General features: G+C 40.3%; 19 protein-coding genes. 11 read left to right on the forward strand and 8 right to left on the reverse strand.

Features of this window, described 5'->3' with window-relative positions:
* Positions 1-150: 150 nt before the first annotated feature.
* On the forward strand, positions 151-1,836 hold the full coding sequence (locus tag PP2015_RS19285; RefSeq protein WP_058032129.1) for a hypothetical protein: 1,686 nt from the start codon (positions 151-153) through the stop codon (positions 1,834-1,836).
* 17 nt (positions 1,837-1,853) lie between these two features.
* The gene (locus PP2015_RS19290; protein ID WP_058032130.1) at positions 1,854-2,537 is read left to right on the forward strand and encodes a manganese efflux pump; all 684 of its coding nucleotides are present in this window, start codon (positions 1,854-1,856) and stop codon (positions 2,535-2,537) included.
* Between the two features lie 172 nt (positions 2,538-2,709).
* On the opposite strand, the gene PP2015_RS19295 is transcribed toward PP2015_RS19290, so the two are convergent.
* From PP2015_RS19295 to brnQ, 4 genes are all read right to left on the reverse strand, one after another.
* Positions 2,710-3,492, reverse strand: coding sequence for a substrate-binding periplasmic protein (locus PP2015_RS19295; RefSeq protein WP_157599118.1), 783 nt, complete (start codon positions 3,490-3,492; stop codon positions 2,710-2,712).
* Between the two features lie 154 nt (positions 3,493-3,646).
* Positions 3,647-4,051 carry a hypothetical protein gene (locus PP2015_RS19300; protein ID WP_058032132.1) on the reverse strand — a complete coding sequence of 135 codons (405 nt, stop codon included), beginning with the start codon at positions 4,049-4,051 and terminating at the stop codon, positions 3,647-3,649.
* A 142-nt stretch (positions 4,052-4,193) separates the two neighbouring features.
* The gene (locus tag PP2015_RS19305) at positions 4,194-6,434 is read right to left on the reverse strand and encodes a DUF5916 domain-containing protein (protein WP_058032133.1); all 2,241 of its coding nucleotides are present in this window, start codon (positions 6,432-6,434) and stop codon (positions 4,194-4,196) included.
* A gap of 128 nt (positions 6,435-6,562) precedes the next feature.
* Positions 6,563-7,852 (reverse strand): branched-chain amino acid transport system II carrier protein, encoded by a 1,290-nt coding sequence (gene brnQ, locus PP2015_RS19310; protein WP_058032134.1) that lies wholly within the window; start codon positions 7,850-7,852, stop codon positions 6,563-6,565.
* A gap of 320 nt (positions 7,853-8,172) precedes the next feature.
* Between brnQ and PP2015_RS19315 the strand changes: the two genes are divergently transcribed.
* Both PP2015_RS19315 and PP2015_RS19320 read left to right on the forward strand, forming a co-directional pair.
* Complete coding sequence (locus PP2015_RS19315; RefSeq protein WP_058032135.1) at positions 8,173-8,589, forward strand: hypothetical protein; 417 nt, start codon at positions 8,173-8,175, stop codon at positions 8,587-8,589.
* 95 nt (positions 8,590-8,684) lie between these two features.
* Entirely contained in the window at positions 8,685-9,287 is a 603-nt protein-coding gene (locus PP2015_RS19320; protein WP_058032136.1) for an outer membrane beta-barrel protein, read from the forward strand.
* A gap of 67 nt (positions 9,288-9,354) precedes the next feature.
* Here the strand turns inward: PP2015_RS19320 and PP2015_RS19325 are convergent, their stop codons facing one another.
* A complete protein-coding gene (locus tag PP2015_RS19325; RefSeq protein WP_058032137.1) occupies positions 9,355-10,509 on the reverse strand; it encodes a beta-propeller fold lactonase family protein in 1,155 nt (384 codons plus the stop codon).
* A gap of 235 nt (positions 10,510-10,744) precedes the next feature.
* Between PP2015_RS19325 and PP2015_RS19330 the strand changes: the two genes are divergently transcribed.
* From PP2015_RS19330 to PP2015_RS19340, 3 genes are all read left to right on the forward strand, one after another.
* Positions 10,745-12,118 (forward strand): cytochrome ubiquinol oxidase subunit I, encoded by a 1,374-nt coding sequence (locus PP2015_RS19330; protein WP_058032138.1) that lies wholly within the window; start codon positions 10,745-10,747, stop codon positions 12,116-12,118.
* Positions 12,111-13,109: a cytochrome d ubiquinol oxidase subunit II gene (locus PP2015_RS19335; protein ID WP_058032139.1), complete on the forward strand. Its 999-nt coding sequence runs from the start codon at positions 12,111-12,113 to the stop codon at positions 13,107-13,109. The genes PP2015_RS19330 and PP2015_RS19335 overlap by 8 nt, the downstream gene beginning before the upstream one ends.
* Before the next feature lie 116 nt (positions 13,110-13,225).
* Positions 13,226-14,881: a winged helix-turn-helix domain-containing protein gene (locus PP2015_RS19340; protein ID WP_058032140.1), complete on the forward strand. Its 1,656-nt coding sequence runs from the start codon at positions 13,226-13,228 to the stop codon at positions 14,879-14,881.
* A gap of 36 nt (positions 14,882-14,917) precedes the next feature.
* Here the strand turns inward: PP2015_RS19340 and PP2015_RS19345 are convergent, their stop codons facing one another.
* Together PP2015_RS19345 and PP2015_RS19350 are read right to left on the reverse strand one after the other, a co-directional pair.
* Positions 14,918-16,216 carry a hypothetical protein gene (locus PP2015_RS19345; protein WP_058032141.1) on the reverse strand — a complete coding sequence of 433 codons (1,299 nt, stop codon included), beginning with the start codon at positions 16,214-16,216 and terminating at the stop codon, positions 14,918-14,920.
* A 45-nt stretch (positions 16,217-16,261) separates the two neighbouring features.
* Positions 16,262-16,525 (reverse strand): Rho-binding antiterminator, encoded by a 264-nt coding sequence (locus PP2015_RS19350; RefSeq protein ID WP_058032142.1) that lies wholly within the window; start codon positions 16,523-16,525, stop codon positions 16,262-16,264.
* Between the two features lie 87 nt (positions 16,526-16,612).
* Here PP2015_RS19350 and PP2015_RS19355 point away from each other — a divergent pair, with 87 nt between their 5' ends.
* The 4 genes from PP2015_RS19355 to PP2015_RS19365 are packed head-to-tail and all read left to right on the forward strand — an operon-like array spanning position 16,613 to position 21,183.
* A complete protein-coding gene (locus tag PP2015_RS19355; protein WP_227009279.1) occupies positions 16,613-17,977 on the forward strand; it encodes a DASH family cryptochrome in 1,365 nt (454 codons plus the stop codon).
* Between the two features lie 3 nt (positions 17,978-17,980).
* Positions 17,981-19,444 carry a cryptochrome/deoxyribodipyrimidine photo-lyase family protein gene (locus tag PP2015_RS19360; protein WP_058032143.1) on the forward strand — a complete coding sequence of 488 codons (1,464 nt, stop codon included), beginning with the start codon at positions 17,981-17,983 and terminating at the stop codon, positions 19,442-19,444.
* A gap of 18 nt (positions 19,445-19,462) precedes the next feature.
* Positions 19,463-19,615: a DUF2256 domain-containing protein gene (locus PP2015_RS21740; RefSeq protein WP_083496691.1), complete on the forward strand. Its 153-nt coding sequence runs from the start codon at positions 19,463-19,465 to the stop codon at positions 19,613-19,615.
* A complete protein-coding gene (locus PP2015_RS19365) occupies positions 19,612-21,183 on the forward strand; it encodes a cryptochrome/photolyase family protein (RefSeq protein WP_058032144.1) in 1,572 nt (523 codons plus the stop codon). The genes PP2015_RS21740 and PP2015_RS19365 overlap by 4 nt, the downstream gene beginning before the upstream one ends.
* Before the next feature lie 37 nt (positions 21,184-21,220).
* On the opposite strand, the gene PP2015_RS19370 is transcribed toward PP2015_RS19365, so the two are convergent.
* Positions 21,221-22,117, reverse strand: coding sequence for a response regulator (locus PP2015_RS19370; protein WP_058032145.1), 897 nt, complete (start codon positions 22,115-22,117; stop codon positions 21,221-21,223).
* Positions 22,118-22,235: the final 118 nt, after the last annotated feature.

The following is a 22,235-nucleotide window of genomic DNA, read 5'->3' on the forward strand; positions in this document are numbered from 1 at the left end:
TATAGAACAACTATATATCGAACTTTCATCCTCGTTATTGACATTTTTTCCTATCGCGATAATAGACTAGCAGTTTAATGCAATTGGTATAAGCCTTATCAAGTGGCTTCTTAAATTCATGCGATATAAATGTATTTTGGAGTTTTCCCAATGCAGAAAACACATCTAGCTTATAGTGTTGTTGGACTGGTCGTTTTAGGGGCGGCGTCTTTTTACCTATCTGAAAATGCACAAGCAAGTGCTGCTGAACAGTTTAAGATTGACACGCTTTCTCATCTTTCTCCATATATTCCAGCTCAATGTTATACCAAACCAGTATCTACTAACGGACAGGTGAATAACTCGTGTTTTGCCTGTCATACCGACAGCAAACGTCCAAACTTTTTAAATGATTCTGATGTGCAGTTGAGCTATAGCTTTCCGGGTGAAGCAGCGAAAAACCCGTGGTTGAACATGTTCAAAGACCGCACGACTGAGGTCGGACGAATTACAGACGATGAAATTCTAGCCTATGTCAGAGAGAGTAATTATTTCACACTTGAAGGTAAATTAGCGCTGGCAGATCATTTAGAAAAAAACCAAAGCAAATACGATTCGAATAATAATGGTCAATGGGATGGCTATGTTCCTGATAGCTATTTTAATTATGACCATCAAGGTTTTGATAAAACCCCAGAGGGTGATTACACGGGCTGGCGTACATACGCCTACTACCCTTTGCCTGGAGGCTTCATGCCAACCAATGGGTCAACCGACGATGTCAGTATTCGTTTGGCGCCAGCATTTCGAAACAACGAGCAGGGACAATTTGATTTAACCGTTTATACGGTGAATTTAGCCATTGTTGAAGCGTTGATCAAAGAGCAAGATATTCAAATAGAACCCGTTGATGAAGCGCACCTTGGTGTTGACCTAGATAAAAATGGTGAATTAACCACTGCGAACCTAGTGCGCTACGAATGGGCACCGCGTGACGGTAAGTTTATGAGTTATGTCGGCCAAGCAAAGCAGCAATTGGCTGAAAAAAAGGTGCATCTTGCGGCGAAACTCTTCCCTGAAGGCACGGAGTTCTTACACTCTGTTCGTTACCTAGACCTAGACGAGAACGATGATGTTGCCATGTCAGCGCGTATGAAAGAATTACGCTACGCGAAAAAACAGTTTTGGATGAATTATTACCAGCTAGAAGAGCTGGTCGAGAAAGAAATCAAAGAACGTTATGACTTTCCGGATAGAACCAAGTTGCTTCGCGGTAGCGCAGAAGAAGGCTTAACCGTTGCACAAGGCTGGACTTACCAAGGCTTTATTGAAGATAAACGGGGTGCACTGAGACCACAGACCTTTGAAGAGCAGGCATCATGTGTGGGGTGTCACAGTGGGATGGGCGTGTTGATGGACTCAAACGTGTCTTTCTATCGAAAGTTACCAACAGAGAGCTTTCAAAAAGGCTGGTATCACTGGCAACAAAAGTCATTTGCAGGTACGCCTGACAGAATTCGTGAAACAGACGGACAACCAGAATACAGCTATTACTTAATGAATAACCCAACAGGGGATGAGTTTAGAGCTAACCATGAAGTCAAAGCCAAGTTTTTTGACCAAGAGGGTAAGCCAAAGCCAGCAGCATTTGCACGTTTACAGCAAGACATCTCTTATTTGCTTTTGCCTTCTAAGTCTCGCGCGCTTGAATTAAATAAAGCGTATAAAGTGATAGTGGATGAACAAAGTTACATTCATGGTAAAGCGCCGATAGTAAAACCATTAGATGATGTGATGCATAAGCAGGTAGAAGTGGACCAAGAAACGGGGATCACTCAAACCTTAAATGCATTTTAAGTGGTACTGGGGGCGGTATGACTTTGATCTGGGAATTTATTTTAGCCTGTATTTTAATGGGCTTAGCAATCGGTTTAGATGTGGCCATTGTTACGGCTATTTATGCTAAACAGCTAAGTGTTAGCTCAGTTAAAAATCGCTGGGTTGTCGGTGTAACAGCAACCCATACTTTGTTTCCGATGTTTGGTTATATGCTGAGTTATTTTGGTTTGAAATGGCTACCGAGCATTAGCCCTATTATTGGTTTAGTTGCTTTCGCGTTTATTGCTTATTTTCTGTATCAAGAATTGCAAGACTATCACGAAGGTGAGGAGGCCAGCTTTACGCATAAAGCAATTTCATGGGCGTTGATCATCGCTGTGAGTTGGGATGCGCTTTGGTCAGGACCAGCGAAATCGGCGCAGATCATCAATTGGCCAGAATCATTGGTTTGGCTGTCGTTTTTTGTGGTTGGCGGATTAGTGTTATTGTCATCGCAAATAGGCTTATGGCTTGGTCGCTATCTAGTTGCGTCTCAGAAAGATCCTAAGGTAAATCGAGGCTGGCACTGGTTGCAATATTCGACCATAGCTTATTTCGGTTTGTTGGCATTATTTAGATATACCTTTAATAGCCAAGTTCATGACGGCGCGATATTTATGCTGGCGGCAACACTTGTGGGCAGTTATGTGTTTTATCCGGCGAGGCAAAATAGAGGATAGTCTAAAAGGCGGGTTCTTATTAGCAAAAAGCTATTTATTCGCTTAAAGCTTTTTATTCGCATGAAACAAAGGGGTTAGCGCACTTCTGGCTACCCCCTTTTATCTTGCAAAGGAAATAGGAAAATTCATATTTACTACTTGGTATAGAAAGTCAAAATCGCAACAACAATGACTATTTGATCTGACTTAAACTTAGTGTAGACGAAGATGTGCTATAGCGCTCAATAATTAAACCAATATCTTTTTCTAGCTTCTCAATTGCACCATTGATTTTATCGATGTCTTGTTCTGTAAACCGCTCACGATTAAGCATAAAGTGAATGGGGTTATCATTGATGACATAAGGGTGAAGTAGAATATTACCGCCTTGGTACGTAGAGAAGTAGTAAAGCCCGGCCATTTCATCTTCAACCAAAAATTCCACTCTTTTTAGATGCACCATGCTCATGCGCTGTTTAATGCTCTTCACAAAAGCAAACAGCGGTTTATTTTCTGGTTTTTGAAAATGCCCATCAAATTCATCGCCATAAAATGCCCCAGGGTTAATCACAAATGACATTCTTTGCTCGAATAAGGCTTCTAAGTTGTCGATAGGTTCAATTGGGAGGTGCGTGAATAATCGCATTCTTTCACGTCGGTATGGCGCTGAAAAGGCGGCGATCTTTTCTCGTTCTTGGTTAAAACTTGAAGAGGGAAGTGCATCAACTAAGCCAATACTGAGTTCTTTTATAGCTCTGTCAGTGGTCGGCAACCTGACAAATTCAACGCAATATCCAGCCTTTTGAAATACTTTTCTGCTTATATCGACTTCTAGTCCAAAGGCTCTGTCTTGTTGATACATCACATAGGGTGGCCAGGTTGCACCAATACCAACGTGCACAGTTTTGTCTTTGTCACATTGTGCAAACACGTTAAGGCTGAATAGCAATAGGAAAAGACGAATACTCAGTCGCAATATAAAGCTCACTCATTAAAGGCAGAGTTATTGATTGAGTATAGTCAGAATTTAAATCGTAAGGAATGGGATGAGACGAAAACAAAAAGATAAGATGTTTTTATGCACTTATCTTTCTGTTATTAACGTTTAAACACTTTGCTGCAGTATAAACTTATGGGCAGGTTGACATATCTTTTGATAATTCGCTGATGAAATTACCTGATTTATCAAGATAGCGATAAACCATAGTCACGCCATAGTCTTGAAATGCTTTTAAATCTTTATTGCTGCAAAGAGGTTTAATTACAATATCTTGAAGCAGCGTTGTAAATTGATTGGGGTCTAATTGCTCGACGCTGTAATTCACCATGGTGTTGTTATAGATGATATAGTTTTTGAATGTCGCAACCGAGTCTAATCGCGTTTCTTCATCTAACATCACAGGCCCATTTTTATTTAACATTGCCGCGGTTTTTGTGAGCTCAACAGATAAACTTCTTTGATCAACAGTTTGTGTGGCGAAACCGTTAGCACTAAATAGCAAAGTGGTTAACAGAGCGGGTTTGAATAAATCCATTTCATATCTTCATTATTTTTAAAAAATGAATAATACACTGAAATAGGGACGAAAATCTATGTCACAAGTTACTTTTGATAGTGAGAGCCCCAAAACACCGAATGCCTACAAGCTAGGTGCTTTGGGGAATATAGAGCATCTTTTAGAAGCGGTAGCGAATTTTCGCTACAAAGTTGTCGCCGGTACGATTGTCCCAGCCCTCTTTGAATAGCGAGAAGTTACTCTGATCTAAATCATCGATAGATTGTCCGCCACGGCTATACACCAAATAGATGTTTGAAAGTGGAGCAATCTCATAACGGTAGCGTATTTGAAGTCGCGTCGTTGAACGAGAAAAGTCACTTACTTGGGTGTTGGCATCGTATAAGTCGCCATGCTCATTAATGGCAAACTGGTTACCATTTTTACCCGTTACACTAACCCACTGGAAACGTACTCGAACTTCTTGCTTGTCATCGATGGTTGCGTCAAAGTCTAAGCTGTTTTCTAATTGTTTGTAGTCATATCGCGCCAACTGGTTGTCTATCCAATATAAGCTTTGCTTTTGCTGTACAGCCCATAAACTCCATGACACACGGTACTTATCGGTGAAGTAGTAGCTTGGGTGATAGTGGAAACGGCCACCATCGCCTTCACGGTCATAACTTTGTAGACCAAAAGCCACATGGTGACGGAATTTGTTCTGGCTACCAAAGTTGTACTCAGTGAAAAACTCACGGCCTGAACCTAAATTAAAGTCGCCATTGCCTCGGGTTGTTCTGTCATCAAGGCCTGAAGACGTATAGTCGAAACGCCAGAACCAGAAAGCACTGTCTTTGTACTCTTCGGTACCTGTTATTCCGATTTCAGTTCTTAGATGATCGCCATCACTGTTGTGATCTCGCATAAAGTACCCTTCAACGCGACGCTGTTTTAAGCTACTGCTTTCATCAAAATCGGTGAAGTAACGTTCGTTGTTATACCAAACACGTTGTAAATCTGAGCGTGATAAAAAGCCTAAATCATTGACTTGAAACTCTTCATCGTAAACCGTGAAGTTTAAGCGTTGTTGCCAGTTATCACTGAATTTATGCACAAAGTTCAGCCATGCACCATAACCATCAACCTGATCTTTATGTTTGTCAGAATCAACAAAACTGCCGTTTATTTGTGCACGAATTTGCAATGTATCAGACACGTCAGTACGGTAATCGATACTGTGAACCTGAGACTCTCGACCTTGGGTGGCTTTGTCTGCATAGGTAACTAGGTAGCCAACCTGAGAGTCCTCAAAACGATGCTGGGCTCTAGCTGTAGCAAATTTGTTTGATTCTTTGTCGTTAAAATGACCGTCATCTTCAAATACTGCCATCACGCCAAAATCATTATTCTGACCATTAGACGTATATTTAACAGCGGCATCAATATCGCCATAAACACCAATTCGACGAGTGTGAACTAGGCGCATACCGGCATTACCTTGAATATCGAATAAGGCTTGGTTTTCTGTGAAGAAAGGGCGACGCTCAGCAAAAAAAGTTTCGAATGGTGAAAAGTTAACGACTAAGCCATCAGATTCTACCTGACCAAAGTCAGGGTTTAATGCCACACTTAATTGTTGGCTTGCATCCGGACGCCAGAAGATATCTATGCCAATATTGCTGTCGTCAGTGTCGTTAAGCATATCGTTTTGATATGTTGCAGAAGCGAAAATATCTAAAGATGAGCTAGCGTGGTTAGCGACCTTAATTTGACTGAATTCACGCAAAAAGTCGGGCTGACTCGATGAGGTTGGTGCATGACTGTAGCTTTTGTTCGATTTTACATCATGACGTCGAACGTAAATGCCCATTTGACGATCGTTACCGTCGATTTTCGCCATTGGTGCAACGTTCCAAGGGATCAAATATTCAGCGATCCAGCCTGTGTCAGTTTGGCTGGTTTTACCAAACCAGGTGCCATCCCAATCACTTTTGAAATTGTTATTGTTTTGCCAAATACCGTCGCGCATTGAACCACCATTTCCTAGCGCAAAGCCATAAGCGGTGTTTTTACCATTATCAAAATCGATAATAAGTTCAATAAAGTCACTTTCTAAATCACTGTCACGCGCGGTACGCATCGAGGTTTGCTCACCGAGTGCTTGCGTGGCAATAACGGCAACGTGTATACCTTCTTCGCTAGAGAAGTATTTTACCTGAGTTTGCTTATCAGCTTGGGCAAGGGTGAATGGACTGGTAGTTTTATCTAAATTGATAACCTGAGCGTTTTGCCATTGAACTTCGTCGAGTATCCCATCGATTTGGGCTGCAAAGGTGTTTGGTAATACAAAGGCACTTGAAAGAGCGATGGTAACGGGGGAGCGCTTTAACCATGTTTTAAGTGTATGTTTTATTCTTTTCATTTCTTTTCCCTGTTTTTGCTGGTGGCATTATATAGAGAAAAACAGAATGAAAAATGAGAAGACCAACTTTTGCGTATATAAATTGTAAAATAATATTACTTTTTATAAATAGTTGGTCTTAGATTAGGCTAAGCGGTTGCCTGAGCAGCTTTTTCTCTGCTTTGGAATAGCATATTTGCAACTGCAAAAACGACTAATGTCGGCACAATCCAGCCAGCATTGTATTGATATAAAGGTAAGTAATTTACAAAAATATTATGCAGTTGCTCTGGCATATTGCCAAGGATCTTGAGCGCATCAATGATACCGCCGGTGATCGCGGCTGCAATGGTTAAACTGTAAACCAAGCCATTTAAAGGGCGCTTCAGATAGAATAGACCCAATAGAATAATACTGATAGCAACAGGGTGAAGTACGACAACGAGTGGCAATGTAATAGCAATCAGCAGGTCTAAGCCTAAATTAGCTACCAATGTTGTAATGGCGACAATCGTAATCGTACTTGCTTTGTAGTTAATGCTTTTGAAGTTTTGGCTAGTAAATTCTGCGCAGGCACAGGTCAAACCTATGGCTGTAGTCAAACAAGCAAGTGTTACAATTATACCCATTAATAAGACGCCTGGCGTGCCATAGATCCAATTCATGTAATTTGATAGCAGCGCACCACCATTGCTTTCAACAATGCCGTAATTGGCACCCACAAAAGCAATTGCGATATAAACGAAACACATCGCAACACTAGAAATCAGCACTATTTTTATTAGGTTAGGCACAACAGGCGCATTAGGGGCTGCACTTTTAAGTGCATTGATCACTAGCCAGCCGAAGCCCACAGCACCTAGCACATCCATAGTCATATAACCTTCTGATAGACCAGAGGCAATGGCGAAAGATTGATATTGCTCAGCGGTGTTTTCGAGTTGTCCGTGCGGGTATAAGAATGCACTGATTGCGATAAATAACAGCATCAGTAATAAAACGGGCGTTAGGATTTTACCAATTCTATCCATTAGCTTGCCAGGGCTAAGGGCAAAGAAAAGCGTGGTTGCAGCCATCACTAAAGAAAACGGCAATAAAGCCCAGTCGGCGAAAAATGGTTTGGCAATAAACTCAAATGACACGCTAAATGTTCTTGGCAATGAAAATAGCGGGCCAATTGATAGAAACAATACACCCCAAAATAGTAAATGGCCTGCGCGTGGTAGTTTGTTTGTCAGCGCCTCACTACCGCCCATGTAGCCGATGGCAATAAGGGTGAGGGCAGGTAATCCCACTGCGGTGATTAAAAAACCTATGGTTGCTGGCCAGAAAAACTCACCTGAACCTTGGCCTAATTGTGGCGGAAAAATAACGTTACCCGCACCTAAAAATAACGCAAAGGTCATAAACCCAAGCGTTAATAGAGAAGACTTTGACATGAAAACCTCGTAATAACCTGTCAGTCAATTGAGCGGCGCATTCTAGGGATTATCAGAGACAATGCAAATTTAAACTTTGCCTTTAAAAAGCACGTATGAGTAGGGAATCTAAACAAAGAAATAAATAAAAACGAGTAAGAAACATAACAGAGGTTTTTTGCATAAACTATTTATGAATATTGTAAATCTGATACTTTTATTTTTATTGCTAAAGTTTAGTTCTTTACACTTTTCTACAACTTTTCACGACATTTGACGGACTCTCACAGGTAATCGCGCTAACTTAGACTCATCAAAAACAAATACTTTAGGCACTTACGATGAATGCAGCGAAGACACTAATCTCACTTTCTTTAGCGACTCTATTAACCGCGTGTGCGCACCACAATAATGTGCGTCCTTCTGACAGTGGCGAACACTATGTAAAGCTCACTGCACAAACAAAATCTGAAGCTGGTAATGAAGCATTAAAACAGTCAAAACACTTTTGTGATGAGCAAGATAAAAAAGCATACGTACTGAATGAAAATATTACTTATGTTGGCAGCATGCCTGAAGAAGCATACTTACAGAATTTAAATATCGCCAGTGCAGTAGAAACAGCGGGTACAGTGCTTTGGGTGTTAGGTGAAAATGCCGTTGATGATGTGGGTGCAGCTATGTCGATTGGTGGCGGTATTGCTGAGGATTCAATGGGCCAACCTTATGAATTAGTAATGAGTTTTACGTGTCGTTAATTTGTTTACAATATATTACATGAAAGGGTTAGACTTTCAAAAAGAAGTCATTAGAATTGCGCCGAATTTTTTAAGGCTATTTTAAAAGGAAAAGAATGAAAATTCGTGCAATTCTTCTAGCAACCTCGCTTATTTCATCATCTGCTTTTGCAAGCACCTTAAACTTTGACTATGTTGAGGCTGGCTATGCAACAGTGTCGTTTGACGATTCCAGATTTGATCCAAAGGGTTTAGGGTTAAAGTTAAGTAAGCAAGTAGAAGAAAACTTTTTAATCAAAGCCAGTTACATAGGAACATCTGACTCAGATGATCATGATGATTATGAATTGGGTCAGTTATATGTCGGTTTTGGTTTTCTAAAGCAGTTAGAAGGAGATAAAGCTATTGAAATATCTCCCTACTATGGGAAATTAAAATCAGACATTGAATATACAAATAATATTAGAAGCAATAAAAGTTCATATGATACAAAAGCATATGGGTTGGAAGCCAATTATCACTTTGCATTTAGTGAAGCCGTAGACATGCTTGTTGGTGCAGGTTATGAGCGTCTGGAATTTGATTCAGAATCAGAAAATAATACTTTTTATCAAGTTCAATTAAACTACAACTTCTCTAAGCGCTTTACTTTTAATTTTTCCCACAAAAACGTGAAGAGTTACAAAAATACTGGTCTAAATATTCGTTATAACTTTTAATTTTAACCTTAGTTAAGATTAGATATGTTTAAAAAGGCAACCTAAGTTGCCTTTTTTAGTATTTAAATTAGTTGGCGTCTAATTTAAATACCGCGATTGCATCAGATTTCGCCCATGTTGAGATAGCATGGGTTGAACTAACAAACTCAAGTGCGGTGGCTGATTTTAGCCCACTTGGAGTAAGGCTCTTGGAGTGCTTGAGTGAAGCCCCATTTAGCTGAAATTCATCAATGCGATGGCTTTGCTCAGAAAAAGTTAAGACAGTGTTTTCGCTTCTTGATAGGGTTATTTTATTCAGGCCATTTATGCCATGCTTTGCTTCACTTACCACTTTTACGATCTCGAATGATTGCTCATGGTTTTTTTGAGCCAATACTATATCGCTAGTAATGGCATCTACTGCAATGAGATATTGGCCGTTATCAGCAAAAGTCACAGAAATCGGCATATCAAATTTATGTTTTAGCGTTTGGTAATAGTGAAATTTTCCAGCTGTACTGCGTTTGTACATAGATACGGCTTTACCATTCATACCTGCGACAGCCAAAAATTGGCCTGTATTATCGGTTGCAATAGAAACCGCACCTGAAAGGGCTGCATCTTTGTTTGCATGAATTCGCTGTGACAGTATTGGTTTTCCATCTTGATTCAAGTTAAATACACTAACACTATGGCTGACGGTTGCTGCGATAAACAATTGATTAGTATTGTGGTTAATTGCTAGCTCATATCCACCTAATATCCCAAACGTATCTTGTTCAGGTTTGATGGTTTCAGGCTGTTTAAATACGTGTGCAAAAGGCAGATTATCAGATAGGGTGTGCTGTAACGCCAGTCCCGAATTTTCAGAAAAACTAAAGTGTAAGAGTGCGCTGTGGTAATAACTTAACACATAAATGTTTTGGCCTCTTTGGTCGCTCACTACAGAAAGAGCGCCCTCGAGTTTGGTTTTGTTACTGCTTTTAATCGTTTGCCAGTGTGACAGCGATAAATCACGATTTACCTTAAATACAGAAAGAGAGTTATCATCAGCACTGACAACAAATGCCCACTTCTTGTCTTGGCTTAAAGCAATGTCGCGAGGATTATCTAACCCATCTACACCTTGAACATCATCAGTTAAAGTAAAACTTGGCGTTTTCGCATTAGAAAGGTTATTTCCATTTGCACCCCAAATAGTGATTGATAGAAAGATATAAAGAAAAAAACGTACTGCTTTCAAAACTCATGACCAAGCGTTTTAATAATGTGAGCTCATGATGTCACTTTTTATTTTGCCTTAACACTGAAATTTCATGAATCATTTCAAATTGTTCAAAATAAAACCCGGATATTAATTGATCTGAGTCAATTTAGTGTTTAGTATATTTTAAAGTTTCAGTAATTATTGAAACTTTAAAATCTTAGTTGATGAGGACTTCAACTGAGGCGTGCTTGGGTCGTGTTCGGAGGGGAACATGTTAGATACATTAATGCTGTCGCGAATTCAGTTTGCGGCAAATATCAGTTTTCATATTTTATTTCCTACCATAACCATCGCGTTAGGATGGTTTCTTGTTTTCTTTAAAGTCAGATTTGAGCAAACGGGTGATGCCGTTTGGATGAGAGCATATCGTTTTTGGGTAAAAATCTTTGCGCTGACTTTTGCATTAGGCGTGGTGAGTGGCATTACCATGTCATTTCAATTCGGCACAAATTGGCCGGGTTTTATGGAAAAAGTGGGCAATATTGCAGGGCCATTACTTGGCTACGAAGTCCTAACCGCGTTTTTTCTAGAAGCAACCTTCTTAGGGATCATGTTGTTTGGCATTAATAAAGTGCCAGTGCGAGTCCATACCATCGCCTGCTTTGTGGTGGCGATTGGCACAACCTTGTCGGCATTTTGGATCCTAAGTCTTAACTCTTGGATGCAAACACCCGTTGGTTTTGAAATGCGAGACGGCATTGCTTATCCGACCGATTGGTGGGCCATCATTTTTAATCCTTCTTTTCCTTATCGTTTTACTCACAAGTTGATTGCATCAGGTCTTACAGCGAGCTTTTTGATTGCAGGGATCAGTAGTTATCGTCTGTTGCGAGGCGATGATAAGAAGGCGCCAAAACTGACGCTTAAAGTCGCGTTGGTTGTGGCTGCAGTATTAGCGCCATTGCAAGCTTATGTTGGTGATTTGCACGGCCTCAATACGTTTGAACATCAACCACAAAAAGTCGCTGCGATGGAAGGTGTATGGGAAACCACACAAGGAGCACCTTTATTGTTATTTGCTATTCCAGATGAGGAACAACGAACAAATCATTTTGAACTCGCTGTACCGAACTTGGCGAGCTTAATTTTGACTCATCAACTCGATGGTGAAATTAAAGGCTTAAATGAATTCAAAGGTGAACATCCACCTGTAAAACCAGTGTTTTTTAGCTTCAGAGTCATGGTAGGGCTGGGGTTATTAATGATAGCTGTTGCATGGTTTGCCACCTTTAAGCTTTATAAAAAGCATGCTTTGCCAAACTGGTTGTTACGTACTTTGGTGGCAATGAGCTTTTCTGGTTGGGTGGCAACTTTGGCTGGATGGTATGTAACTGAGATTGGACGTCAGCCATTTATCGTTAGTGGTGTACTCACGGTAGACCAAGCAGCAACCACCATAGCGCCTGAAAATGTTGGATTTAGTTTAGTGATGTATTTAACGGTATACGCGTTTTTATTGGTTGCCTACTTACACACGGTATTTTTGATGGCAAGAAAAGCGGTGCTTATTGAAGAAATATCTCAACAAGAGCATGTCGGAAAAAAACGTTCAAGTATTGAAATCAAGGAGTCTGCGCATGTTTGAACAAGATACTTTAGCTGTTATTTATGCGGCATTGATGGCTTTGGCTGTTCTTTTGTACGCTATTCTTGATGGATATGATTTAGGTGTGGGCATTTTATTACCCACCAAAAACGACCATGATGCTGATAAAATGATCGCTTCGATCGGTCCATTTTGGGATGCCAATGAAACTTGGTTAGTTTTGGCTATTGGGTTGCTACTGATTGCATTCCCAACCGCTCACAGTTTAGTGCTAAAATCGCTGTATATTCCCTGTACCTTTATGCTGATTGGTTTGATTTTGCGTGGTGTTGCGTTTGATTTCAGAGCTAAAGCCATTGTGGATCATAAAAACGCATGGGATTTGGCCTTTAAGTTTGGGTCACTTCTGGCAGCTACATCACAGGGTTATATGTTAGGCCGCTATGTAATGGGGTTTGATGAGTCTGCCTGGTCTTATGGTTTTGCCCTTTTAAGTGCAGTGGGTGTGGCGGCTGCGTATACCTTAATCGGTGCGGCTTGGTTAGTGATGAAAACCGAAGGTGAGTTGCAGCAATATGCAATTAAAGTCTGCAAGCGCTGTGTGTATGTCGCATTAGTGGGTATCGCCCTCGTATCTGGCGCAAATTTGTGGCTATCGCCTGAGATCTTCTTGAAGTGGTTTAGCTGGCCGAGCATGTTGCTTTTATTACCGTTGCCGATTATCTGTTTCAGTTGTTTTGTATTAATTGCTCGAAAGCTATCGCTGCTAACAACCCAACCAGATCATAAAGCGCATCATCCGTTTATCTTGAGTGTGACCATTTTTACTTTGTCATTCTTTGGGTTAGCAATTAGCTTTTTTCCTGACATCGTGCCAAATCACCTCACTATCTGGCAGGCAGTGGCGGCGGCTGAATCATTGGCCTTTTTACTGTGGGGCGCATTACTTGTGGTACCAACAATCTTGGCCTACACCGCTTATTCGTATCGAGTATTTTGGGGCAAGGTTGACGACCTAAGATATTACTGATTTAACTTTACTAGCAAGTTTATGAACACTTTCCCAACCTCATAAACTTGCTACTTTTAAGTTGATATAGCAGACTACTAAAAGAGAAAAACTAAAAAACAATACCATAGAATGTCATGCGATTTCAGATAGACGACAAAGTGTTAGATACAGTAACAGGGATAGTTAGCAGCGTTGACTCTGAACATTCTATTCGCGCAAAAACCTTGCAGGTTCTTAATTACCTGATTGAGCATAAGAGCGATATTGTTAGCAAGCAGGCAGTTATAAACGCGGTTTGGGATGATGTTGTTGTTCAAGACCAAGTTTTAACTCAATCAATTAAAGAGATACGTGATTTACTTGGTGCAAAAGTAATAAAAACCTATTCTCGCAAGGGTTATCAGTGGGTTGCGCCTTTATTACCCGAAATTATTCAAACTGAATCACTTCAGCTAAATAATCTTCAAAATAAGATCAAAGCTAGGCCAGTTATAGATAAAAGCAAAGTTTGGATTGGTGCATCAATTACCGTTTTTTTGTTGCTTGTAATGGTCTTTGTGTTTTTATTTATTCGTTCAGAGCCACCTCTAAAAGTAGCATTTTTACCGGTGAAGAATGATGTGCAAGACAGTATTCACAATTGGGTGCCACTGCGTGGGCAGGAGCAATTAACACTTGGTCTAAGTCAATCAAGTCAATTAGCCGTCATAGAGAGCGAACATGTGCTTTTCGCGATCGAAAGGCTTAACACTCAACAAAGACGTGCTTATCAAAGTGGGGCGCTTTACCCTCTCCAAGAGAAGTTAGAAGCTGATTTAATCGTTGCCACTCGTTTAACGGGCTTCCCTGAAGATTTTCAGCTGCATTATCAATTACAAACGCCATTTGGTGTGGAGCAAGGTATTGAGTTCGCATCTTCTGTTGATGACGCGTTCAATCAATTAGTGAGCAAAATAGCAATGCGTTTCGATGAATATCAGCCTTCAAGTAATGATAAAAGTACCAGCCAATTTAGTAATGAAGCGTTTGCTAGAGGTGTTGCAAAATATTTAGAGCAAGATTTCGTTGCTGCAAAACCCTTGTTGCAAACTGCGTTAAGTACAGAGCCTGATTTATTGGCGGCCAAACGTTATTTGGCTGCGAGCTATGCAAACTCAGGGCAAATTACAGAGGCGATAGCGTTGCTTAAAGACAGTATTAATCTGGCTCAAACTCAAGGAGAGCAAGGTAGAGAGTTATTGCGCGCTTATTTAATGATTGGATATTTGCAAATAAATTGGCCACAGCAAACCGACAGAGAAAACGAATTGCTCAGTGCTGAGCAGTATGTTGAACAAGCGAAACAATTGGCTGAGCAGCAAAACGATGAGTTATTTATTGCGTATTCTCATGAAGAGCTTGGCAAAATCAAGCGTCTGCAAGGCGAGTTTGGCGCATCTGCACGCCATCTCACTGCAGCACTGCAATATCATAAGCAGTTTCAAGGTGATTATGGCCAAACTGCTGCGCTAATTGAATTAGCAAAGGTGTCAAATGCGCAGCAAAATAATGCGCTTGCAGAGCAATACTTACAACAAGCATTTGAAATCGCGACTCACTCACAAGCACCTGCAAACCAGATTTGGGTATTATTAGCTAGGGCTGATATTGCAAGGAGCCAGTTATTGCAAAGCAAAGCGGAACAGTTTGCGAAAAAGGCTCAGGTTATCGCCAATCACAGCGATAACCCTATGCTGATAGCGCGGGTTGATGCTTGGTTTAATGATTCACCGGTTTACACAGTTAATTAATCTAAACATAGAATAGTGATTAAACCAATTCCCACCTTATGATTGATTTATTTTGTGTATATATGCTTCTAAGGCTTCTTTATGTTCAGAAGCATCGATAAGTTTTTGGGCTTTGTCTGGGTTGTTCAAATAAATAGAGTAAATAGCATCTTGGAAAGCAGACAATTTAATTTTTGTGTCTTGTACTCTATCTAGGTTTGCGATCACAAAATCAGGATCACGATAACCAGCATTTCTTAAAATGTCATCTATTGCATTTTGAGAGTTAGCCATGTTTAAACTTTCAACCCATTCTAAAGCGGATTTAGGGTCTTCTCTAGCAAAATGAGTTGCGGCGATGGAAATTGCTTCGCTCTGCTGTTGTTCGTCAAATTGCTTAATATACCAATCAGATGCATATTTTGGTTCTGATTTGATCCAATTTTTTAGAGCGAGATTGAATAAACGCGGAGATTTTTGCTCTTCATCCAACATATTGACCCAAGCTGCTGCATCTTGAGGTGCTTTAGCAAACCATTGAGCAGTAACCTCTACCATACCGCTGTCGTGAAATTGCGAAACACTAAGCACATCTAATAAAGATCTAAATTCATTAGATTGATTAATACTCTCAGATAATCTTTCCATTGCAAAAGCGGTTAATTTATTTTGCTGTAATAGCTCGGAAACTTTAGTTAACGCTAGAGATTTATTTTTATTATAGAGATGATTAAGCACTGTGGCTGATAAAATATCTTTTGCAAAATGTAAATGTTGAGTTTGACTAAAGTCTTCGGAAGCGTACCACTCGAGTGCCTCCTCTGGAGAAGAGGCACTCCATATTGAAAAAACTGACTGTATATTTGCATATTTATCATAGTATTCGTCACTTATACTCATTGATATTTCAAGGGCTTTTTGAGGTTGTAACTCTGCGAGTGTTTCAAGTGTAATAACGAGTAGACGAGACGCTGCGTAGTTTGGTAGCTGATCAACTAAATTTTCTGCTTTTTGCTGCAACTGGTATTCGTCTAGCTCTGAAAGTAGTTGGTAAAAAGGCGCAACCATTTTGTTTGTAATGTTTAAAAAGTGAATGTTTTTATTGCGACTCAAAAAGTCGTCAACCTTATCAAGTACGACTTTTTCAGTGAATAAGTTTTGATTTCTAGTGTGAAGTTTTGTTTTTTCGTATGATTTCACGGCCTGTTCTGAAGGGGATTGTTGTGAAACAGTTCCATTTAAATCGTTTAAATTGCTAGAGTCGTTTATAGCTACCTGAGACCCTTTTAAATAAAACCCCGCACTAAACGAGACCGCGCAAGAAACAAGGCAAATCCCCCATGTTTTTGATGACATAATTATCCTTAACTTAAAACTCAGCTAATTATTTAACTAAATTAATTACTTCTCTGGTGAACTTATATTTGTAATGAAGTTATGTTCGGGTACAAGATTATCATGAGCTTCTAATTTAGCAATATCTATTAACTTTATTGCAGTGATAAGCCCTTTATTAATAATGGTTAGCTGCTCTTCTCTTTTGTTATCCGCGATTATATTACTTGCTTCGCCTGATATTTTTTCATCTGAGCATAATGTGATGGTGATCTGACTTTTTCTCATACAGACAATCTCAAAGTAATCATGTACATCGCAGCTAATCATTGTTTGTCCTAATTTTGTTTTGATAGTGAACTTATGAGCTGAGCCAAACGTAATTATTTATAAGCCAATTTCTACTGGATAAATACTTTGCTAAAGATAAACACTCTGTACTGGTTCACTCATGACCTAAGATTACAAGATAATCTATTACTGAATAATGTGTGTGATTTTTCAGATGAAATGTCGTTTGTTTATGTATTAAATGAGTCTGACTTCAAAGCTAACAACTTTCAGCAGCACGCAATGGGCAAGCAGCGTCTATTGTTTACCTTGCAAGCAATCTCAAATTTAGCATTACAGCTAGCCGCAAGAGGGCATAACTTAATACTTCTCAAAGGTAACCCTGTTTCGGCTATTAGCAAATTATGTGAGAAGCTACAAATTAACACACTAGCCGTCGCGCATCAGGTTGGCGTGTATGAAAGGCAATGGCTCAAAGATATTGAGCAAAACACGTCAGTTAGATTACACAGTGCGTGGCAACACACCCTTTGGCATGACACTGAGGTTTTAAGCCACCCAGCCTATCTAAATAGCTTTTCAAAATATCGCCGTTTTGTAGAAAAACAAAAAACGTCTGAGATTGCCGAGCCTTTAACGCTGAAGGAGCTGTTTCCGCCAGCGACAAAAACTGCATTAGATTTTATGAGTACAGAGCAGGTGATTGGCGACATTCTACAAAGTGAAGGGCTAAACGAAGAAAGCGATACCGAGTCATTATTTCAAGGTGGTGAGTATGCAGCATCAGCACACTTAAAAAGTTACTTTGATTCAACGGCACCAAGCACCTATAAAGAAACTCGAAATGAACTTGATGGCTGGCAACTGTCTACTAAATTTAGTCCATATCTTGCGCAAGGTAGTCTGTCACCTAGGCAGGTATGGCATGCAGTTGAGCAATATGAATCCAATGTAACCAAGAATGAATCAACCTATTGGATCAAGTTCGAATTACTCTGGCGCGAGTACTTCCAATGGTTGGCACTTTATCAAGGCGAAAGCTTGTTCTCATTTAAAGGGCAAGCGAATAGTAAGCCATTAACCAGCTTCTTCCCCGAACGGTTTAAAAAGTGGTGTGAAGGCGAAACTCCTTACCCACTGGTCAATGCTTGTATGAAGCAACTCAATCACACTGGATTCATGTCTAACCGCGGTAGACAAATTGTGGCTAGCTGTTTAGTAAACGAACTTTGTCTCGATTGGCGCTACGGCGCTGCATATTTTCAACAACAGTTACTCGATTATGATGTGGCATCTAATTGGGGAAATTGGCAATACATTGCTGGTGTCGGTGTTGATCCTCGTGGTGGTCGTCATTTCAATATCGAAAAGCAGCATGCTCAGTATGATCCTCATGATGTATTTGTAAATCATTGGCTTGGCAAACAGGATTTTCAACCACTCGACTCGGTTGATGCCGCTGATTGGCCCGTCGCTACGCGTGCACAGTAGTTTATGGCGATTTCAGTCGTTTGGTTAAAACGAGATTTACGGCTCACCGATCACGAGCCTTTACTTAAAGCCGCGCAGTCAGGTCATGCTGTTTTGTTGGTGTATTGCTTTGAGCCCATGTTGCTCAATGACCCGCATTACAAATCTCGCCATTGGCAATTTGTTTTGTCGTCTTTAAAAAATATAGCTGAGCGCCTGCCAGATGGGGCGCTTTATATAAGTTTTAAAGACGTGCAACAAACTTTTGCAGAACTTCACGATAAATACACCATTGCTGGACTCTATTCTCATCAAGAAATTGGCTTAAACAACACCTTTGAGCGAGATAAGCTGATTGCATCTTGCTGCGAAAATGCAGGCATTACTTGGCATGAGACCCCATATGGCGCTGTAATTAGAGGGCTAACGCATCGCAAAACTTGGGACGAGTATTGGCAAAAAGTCATGCGGGCCCAGACCGCAGATGCAGACCTTAATGCAGTTAATTGGTGTGTTGAAAATGAATTTGCAGACAGCGTAAAAAAGGCTTCAACTGATGAATACCCTGAATGGTTTTCAGAAGCAGGAGAATACCAACAAGGTGGTGAAAAAGCTGCCAAAGAGGTTTTAGACTCCTTTTTTGATACACGAGGGCAAGCTTATGCTTACAGTGTTTCGAGCCCGATATTGAGCCAAACTCATTGCTCTAGACTCTCTCCCTATTTAGCTTGGGGGAATATCAGTTTAAGGCAAGCTTATCAAGCGGTGTTACAAAATTGGCAAAAAAAAGGCTGGCGCAGAAGTCTTGTTGCATTTACTTCTCGACTACATTGGCATTGTCATTTTATCCAAAAATTTGAAAGTCAAAGCTCGATGGAATTTGAACCGGTTAATTTGGGCTACACACATTTACCGCGCGCAGATAAAGCACTCGCAGCTGAGCGACTTAATGCATGGCAACAAGGAAAAACGGGTGTGCCTATGGTTGATGCGTGCATGCGTTGTTTAATCGAAACCGGGTACATCAACTTTAGAATGCGGGCAATGCTAGTAAGTTTTTTATGTCATCATCTAGAAGTGGATTGGCGCCAAGGTGCCCCTTATTTGGCCAGTCTTTTCTTAGATTTTGAACCAGGCATTCATTATAGCCAAATGCAGATGCAGGCTGGGGTAACTGGTTTTAATACCATACGTATTTATAGTCCAGTAAAACAAGGTCTTGAGAAAGACCCTGAGGGGGAATTTGTAAAACGTTGGCTACCTGAGCTTAACAATATCCCTGCACCATTAGTACATGAACCGTGGCAGCTTTCACCTATGGAGCAACTTATGTATGGCGTTGAACTTGGCAAGGATTACCCAGACCCTATTGTTGATGTTGCAAAAAGCTACAAAGCAGCCCAAGACTTATTATGGAAGTGGCGCAAGCGCCCCGAAGTTCGTGCTCAAGTTGGTCACTTACTTGCCCGCCATGTAAGGCCTGATTAAAAAAGATAAGAAATTAAAATGAAGAAAAGCGAATTACCGACCAAACTTTGTCCTGTATGTGAGCGACCTTTTACATGGCGTAAAAAATGGCAGCGTGATTGGGAAAATGTGAAATATTGCTCTAGACGCTGTGCGGGCAATAAAGGCAAACAAGATAAGGAGTTGGTATGAATAATCAGTATCAAACACTCAGATTAGTATTAGGCGATCAACTCAATGCCAGTCACAGCTGGTATCAAGATAAAAGCGAAGATGTATTGTACGTAATGGCGGAATTACACCAAGAAGCCACTTATACGGTGCATCACATTCAAAAAGTACAGGCGTTTTTTGCTGCTATGCAAGGGTTTGCAGCAGGCTTAAAGCAAGCAGGGTTTCACGTTCTGCATTTAACATTAGACGACACTGCAGAGTTTAAAAACTTACCAGAAATGCTAACTCATTTAATTAAAAAGTTCGGTATACAGCAATTTGAGTATCAGCTTGCTGATGAAGCAAGGCTTCGTACTCAAATGAGCGAGTTTTGCCAAAGCCTAGAAATCAAAACCATGGGCTTTGAAGCCGAGCACTTTTACGTGAGTGACCAAGAGCTAGGACAATACTTTAAAGTCAACAAAAAGCACCGCTTAGAACACTTTTATCGTACTTTGCGTGCACGTTTCGATATTTTAATGCGAAATGGTGAGCCTGAAGGTGGGCAATGGAATTATGATAAAGACAATCGTGAGAAGCTTAAAAAACAAGATTTAAGTGACGTACCGCAACCTTTGTTATTTGCCAATGATGTCACTGAAATCAACGAGCGGATCGCTCGGCACAATATAAAAACAATGGGGAAAGGTGATAACACTTTACTCTGGCCTATAAATCGCAAGCAGTCTGTTGAGCTTCTGAACTTTTTTTGTGAAGTATGCTTGCCAAACTTTGGCCGTTTTCAAGATGCTATGACGGGACAATTAAAAGGTCTGGGTGAAGACCTAGGCTGGAGTTTGTACCACAGTCGAATTTCATTTGCCCTAAACAGTAAAATTTTGTCGCCGAAGCAGGTGGTTGATACCGCGATACATTACTATCGACAATCAAATGGTAAAATCAATTTGGCGCAAATAGAAGGCTTTGTCAGACAAATACTTGGCTGGAGAGAGTTCGTAAGAGGAATCTACTGGGCAAATATGCCTAACTACGCAACATTGAACCATTTAGACACAACACGTGTGCTACCAAGTTGGTTTTGGGATGCGAATACCAAAATGAATTGCCAACATCATGCAATCAGTCAATCACTTGATTATGCCTATGCGCATCATATTCAGCGGTTAATGATCACAGGTAATTTTTGTTTGATCGCAGGTATTCACCCTGATGAGGTAGATGCTTGGTATTTGGGCGTGTATATCGATGCCATTGAATGGGTAGAGATGCCGAATACTCGAGGCATGAGCCAGTTTGCTGATGGTGGTATCGTCGGCTCCAAAGCTTATGCTGCAAGCGGAAACTATGTGAAGAAAATGAGTGACTATTGTTCGAGTTGTACTTACAAAGTGACTGAAACAGTGGGGAGCAATGCTTGCCCATTAAATTCACTGTATTGGCACTTTATGCATCGGAACCAAGAAAAGCTAGGCAACAACCCACGTACAGCTATGGTATTTAAAAACTGGCTTAAAAAAACCGATGAGCAAAGGGCTGCGGTACTTAATCAAGCAGAAACCTACTTAGAAAATATTAATAATATTTAATAGAATCTTTATCGCGCTGGTTGTTGGCTCAATGATATCAAACGCCTACGATCAGCACTTTACCTTGTGCCATACCTTCGCGTTCGCAACTTAAGTCAATGCGACTATTGAGCGGATAATTATAAATTTGCTCAATTTTAGGGTGAGTTTGAGAGACGAATTTGCAACTCCTTACATACAAACTCATGCGGCTTTGATTATCTAAAAATGCATAAGCGGTTTTGTCTAAGGCTTCTTTACAGGCCTTCATAATATCTGGGTGTACTTCGTTGTGATGAATTGCTTTCAGTGCCTCTGCTTTATCAATAATTTGACAGCTACTGGCTAAAACACATACAGCATAAATATCTAATACCATGATCACCCGTATTTTTTGGGTAGAACGCTCAGCGTAAACTGCCATTACACTTGGTAGTTTTGATTCATCGAACTGTTGAGCTTTAATTGGTCTTAAAATCAGATCTTCACTGATATTCTTTTTCATTAAGCGTTCAAGCTGCTCGGTTTTAGGTAAAGGTAAACCTTCTTTAAGTGGCACAGCCTGTTCTGTTAAAAATTCTTGTTGCTCTAATGCTTCGACAATAGGTTGTAGCTGGGTAGTTAATTGTTTGTCTGTGAAGGGTTTTGATAAGAAAAAATTACACCCAGCGCTTTGGGCTTCAAGAATTTTTTCTTTTTCATCAATGGTAGAAATGACGCCAACGGGCAGTTCAGTATCGTTACTTCGAATGGCGGCTAACAACTCAAGACCTGTTTGCTCAGGCATATACCAATCAGTTAAGACAATATCAGGCTGCCAACTTTCTAACAATTTCATGGCTTCAGACACATTCTGAGCACAGCGAACAAACAGTTTACGATATTCAAACTGTTGTAGAGTACGCTTAATGATCTCTCGTGTTGCTAAACTGTCATCGACAACCAGAACCTTCACATAGTCTCCTAGATTAGATTAGTTTTATTCAGTATAGGCAGAATTTCTGATTAAAACTAAACTTATCATATTGATACTTGTGAGATTGGTAATGTGACGTTTAATTTTCCCCTAGAAG

The organism is Pseudoalteromonas phenolica, from assembly GCF_001444405.1.
GTDB lineage: Bacteria > Pseudomonadota > Gammaproteobacteria > Enterobacterales > Alteromonadaceae > Pseudoalteromonas > Pseudoalteromonas phenolica.

Excerpts from the sequence above, each read along its gene's own strand:
- PP2015_RS21740 (WP_083496691.1), top strand. The coding sequence starts at position 19,463 with ATGAAGAAAAGCGAATTACCGACCAAACTTTGTCCTGTATGTGAGCGA.
- PP2015_RS19285 (WP_058032129.1), top strand. The coding sequence starts at position 151 with ATGCAGAAAACACATCTAGCTTATAGTGTTGTTGGACTGGTCGTTTTA.
- PP2015_RS19360 (WP_058032143.1), top strand. The coding sequence starts at position 17,981 with ATGGCGATTTCAGTCGTTTGGTTAAAACGAGATTTACGGCTCACCGAT.
- PP2015_RS19365 (WP_058032144.1), top strand. The coding sequence starts at position 19,612 with ATGAATAATCAGTATCAAACACTCAGATTAGTATTAGGCGATCAACTC.
- PP2015_RS19350 (WP_058032142.1), bottom strand. The coding sequence starts at position 16,525 with ATGATTAGCTGCGATGTACATGATTACTTTGAGATTGTCTGTATGAGA.
- PP2015_RS19330 (WP_058032138.1), top strand. The coding sequence starts at position 10,745 with ATGTTAGATACATTAATGCTGTCGCGAATTCAGTTTGCGGCAAATATC.
- PP2015_RS19340 (WP_058032140.1), top strand. The coding sequence starts at position 13,226 with ATGCGATTTCAGATAGACGACAAAGTGTTAGATACAGTAACAGGGATA.
- PP2015_RS19305 (WP_058032133.1), bottom strand. The coding sequence starts at position 6,434 with ATGAAAAGAATAAAACATACACTTAAAACATGGTTAAAGCGCTCCCCC.
- PP2015_RS19290 (WP_058032130.1), top strand. The coding sequence starts at position 1,854 with ATGACTTTGATCTGGGAATTTATTTTAGCCTGTATTTTAATGGGCTTA.
- PP2015_RS19300 (WP_058032132.1), bottom strand. The coding sequence starts at position 4,051 with ATGGATTTATTCAAACCCGCTCTGTTAACCACTTTGCTATTTAGTGCT.
- brnQ (WP_058032134.1), bottom strand. The coding sequence starts at position 7,852 with ATGTCAAAGTCTTCTCTATTAACGCTTGGGTTTATGACCTTTGCGTTA.
- PP2015_RS19345 (WP_058032141.1), bottom strand. The coding sequence starts at position 16,216 with ATGTCATCAAAAACATGGGGGATTTGCCTTGTTTCTTGCGCGGTCTCG.
- PP2015_RS19320 (WP_058032136.1), top strand. The coding sequence starts at position 8,685 with ATGAAAATTCGTGCAATTCTTCTAGCAACCTCGCTTATTTCATCATCT.
- PP2015_RS19315 (WP_058032135.1), top strand. The coding sequence starts at position 8,173 with ATGAATGCAGCGAAGACACTAATCTCACTTTCTTTAGCGACTCTATTA.
- PP2015_RS19335 (WP_058032139.1), top strand. The coding sequence starts at position 12,111 with ATGTTTGAACAAGATACTTTAGCTGTTATTTATGCGGCATTGATGGCT.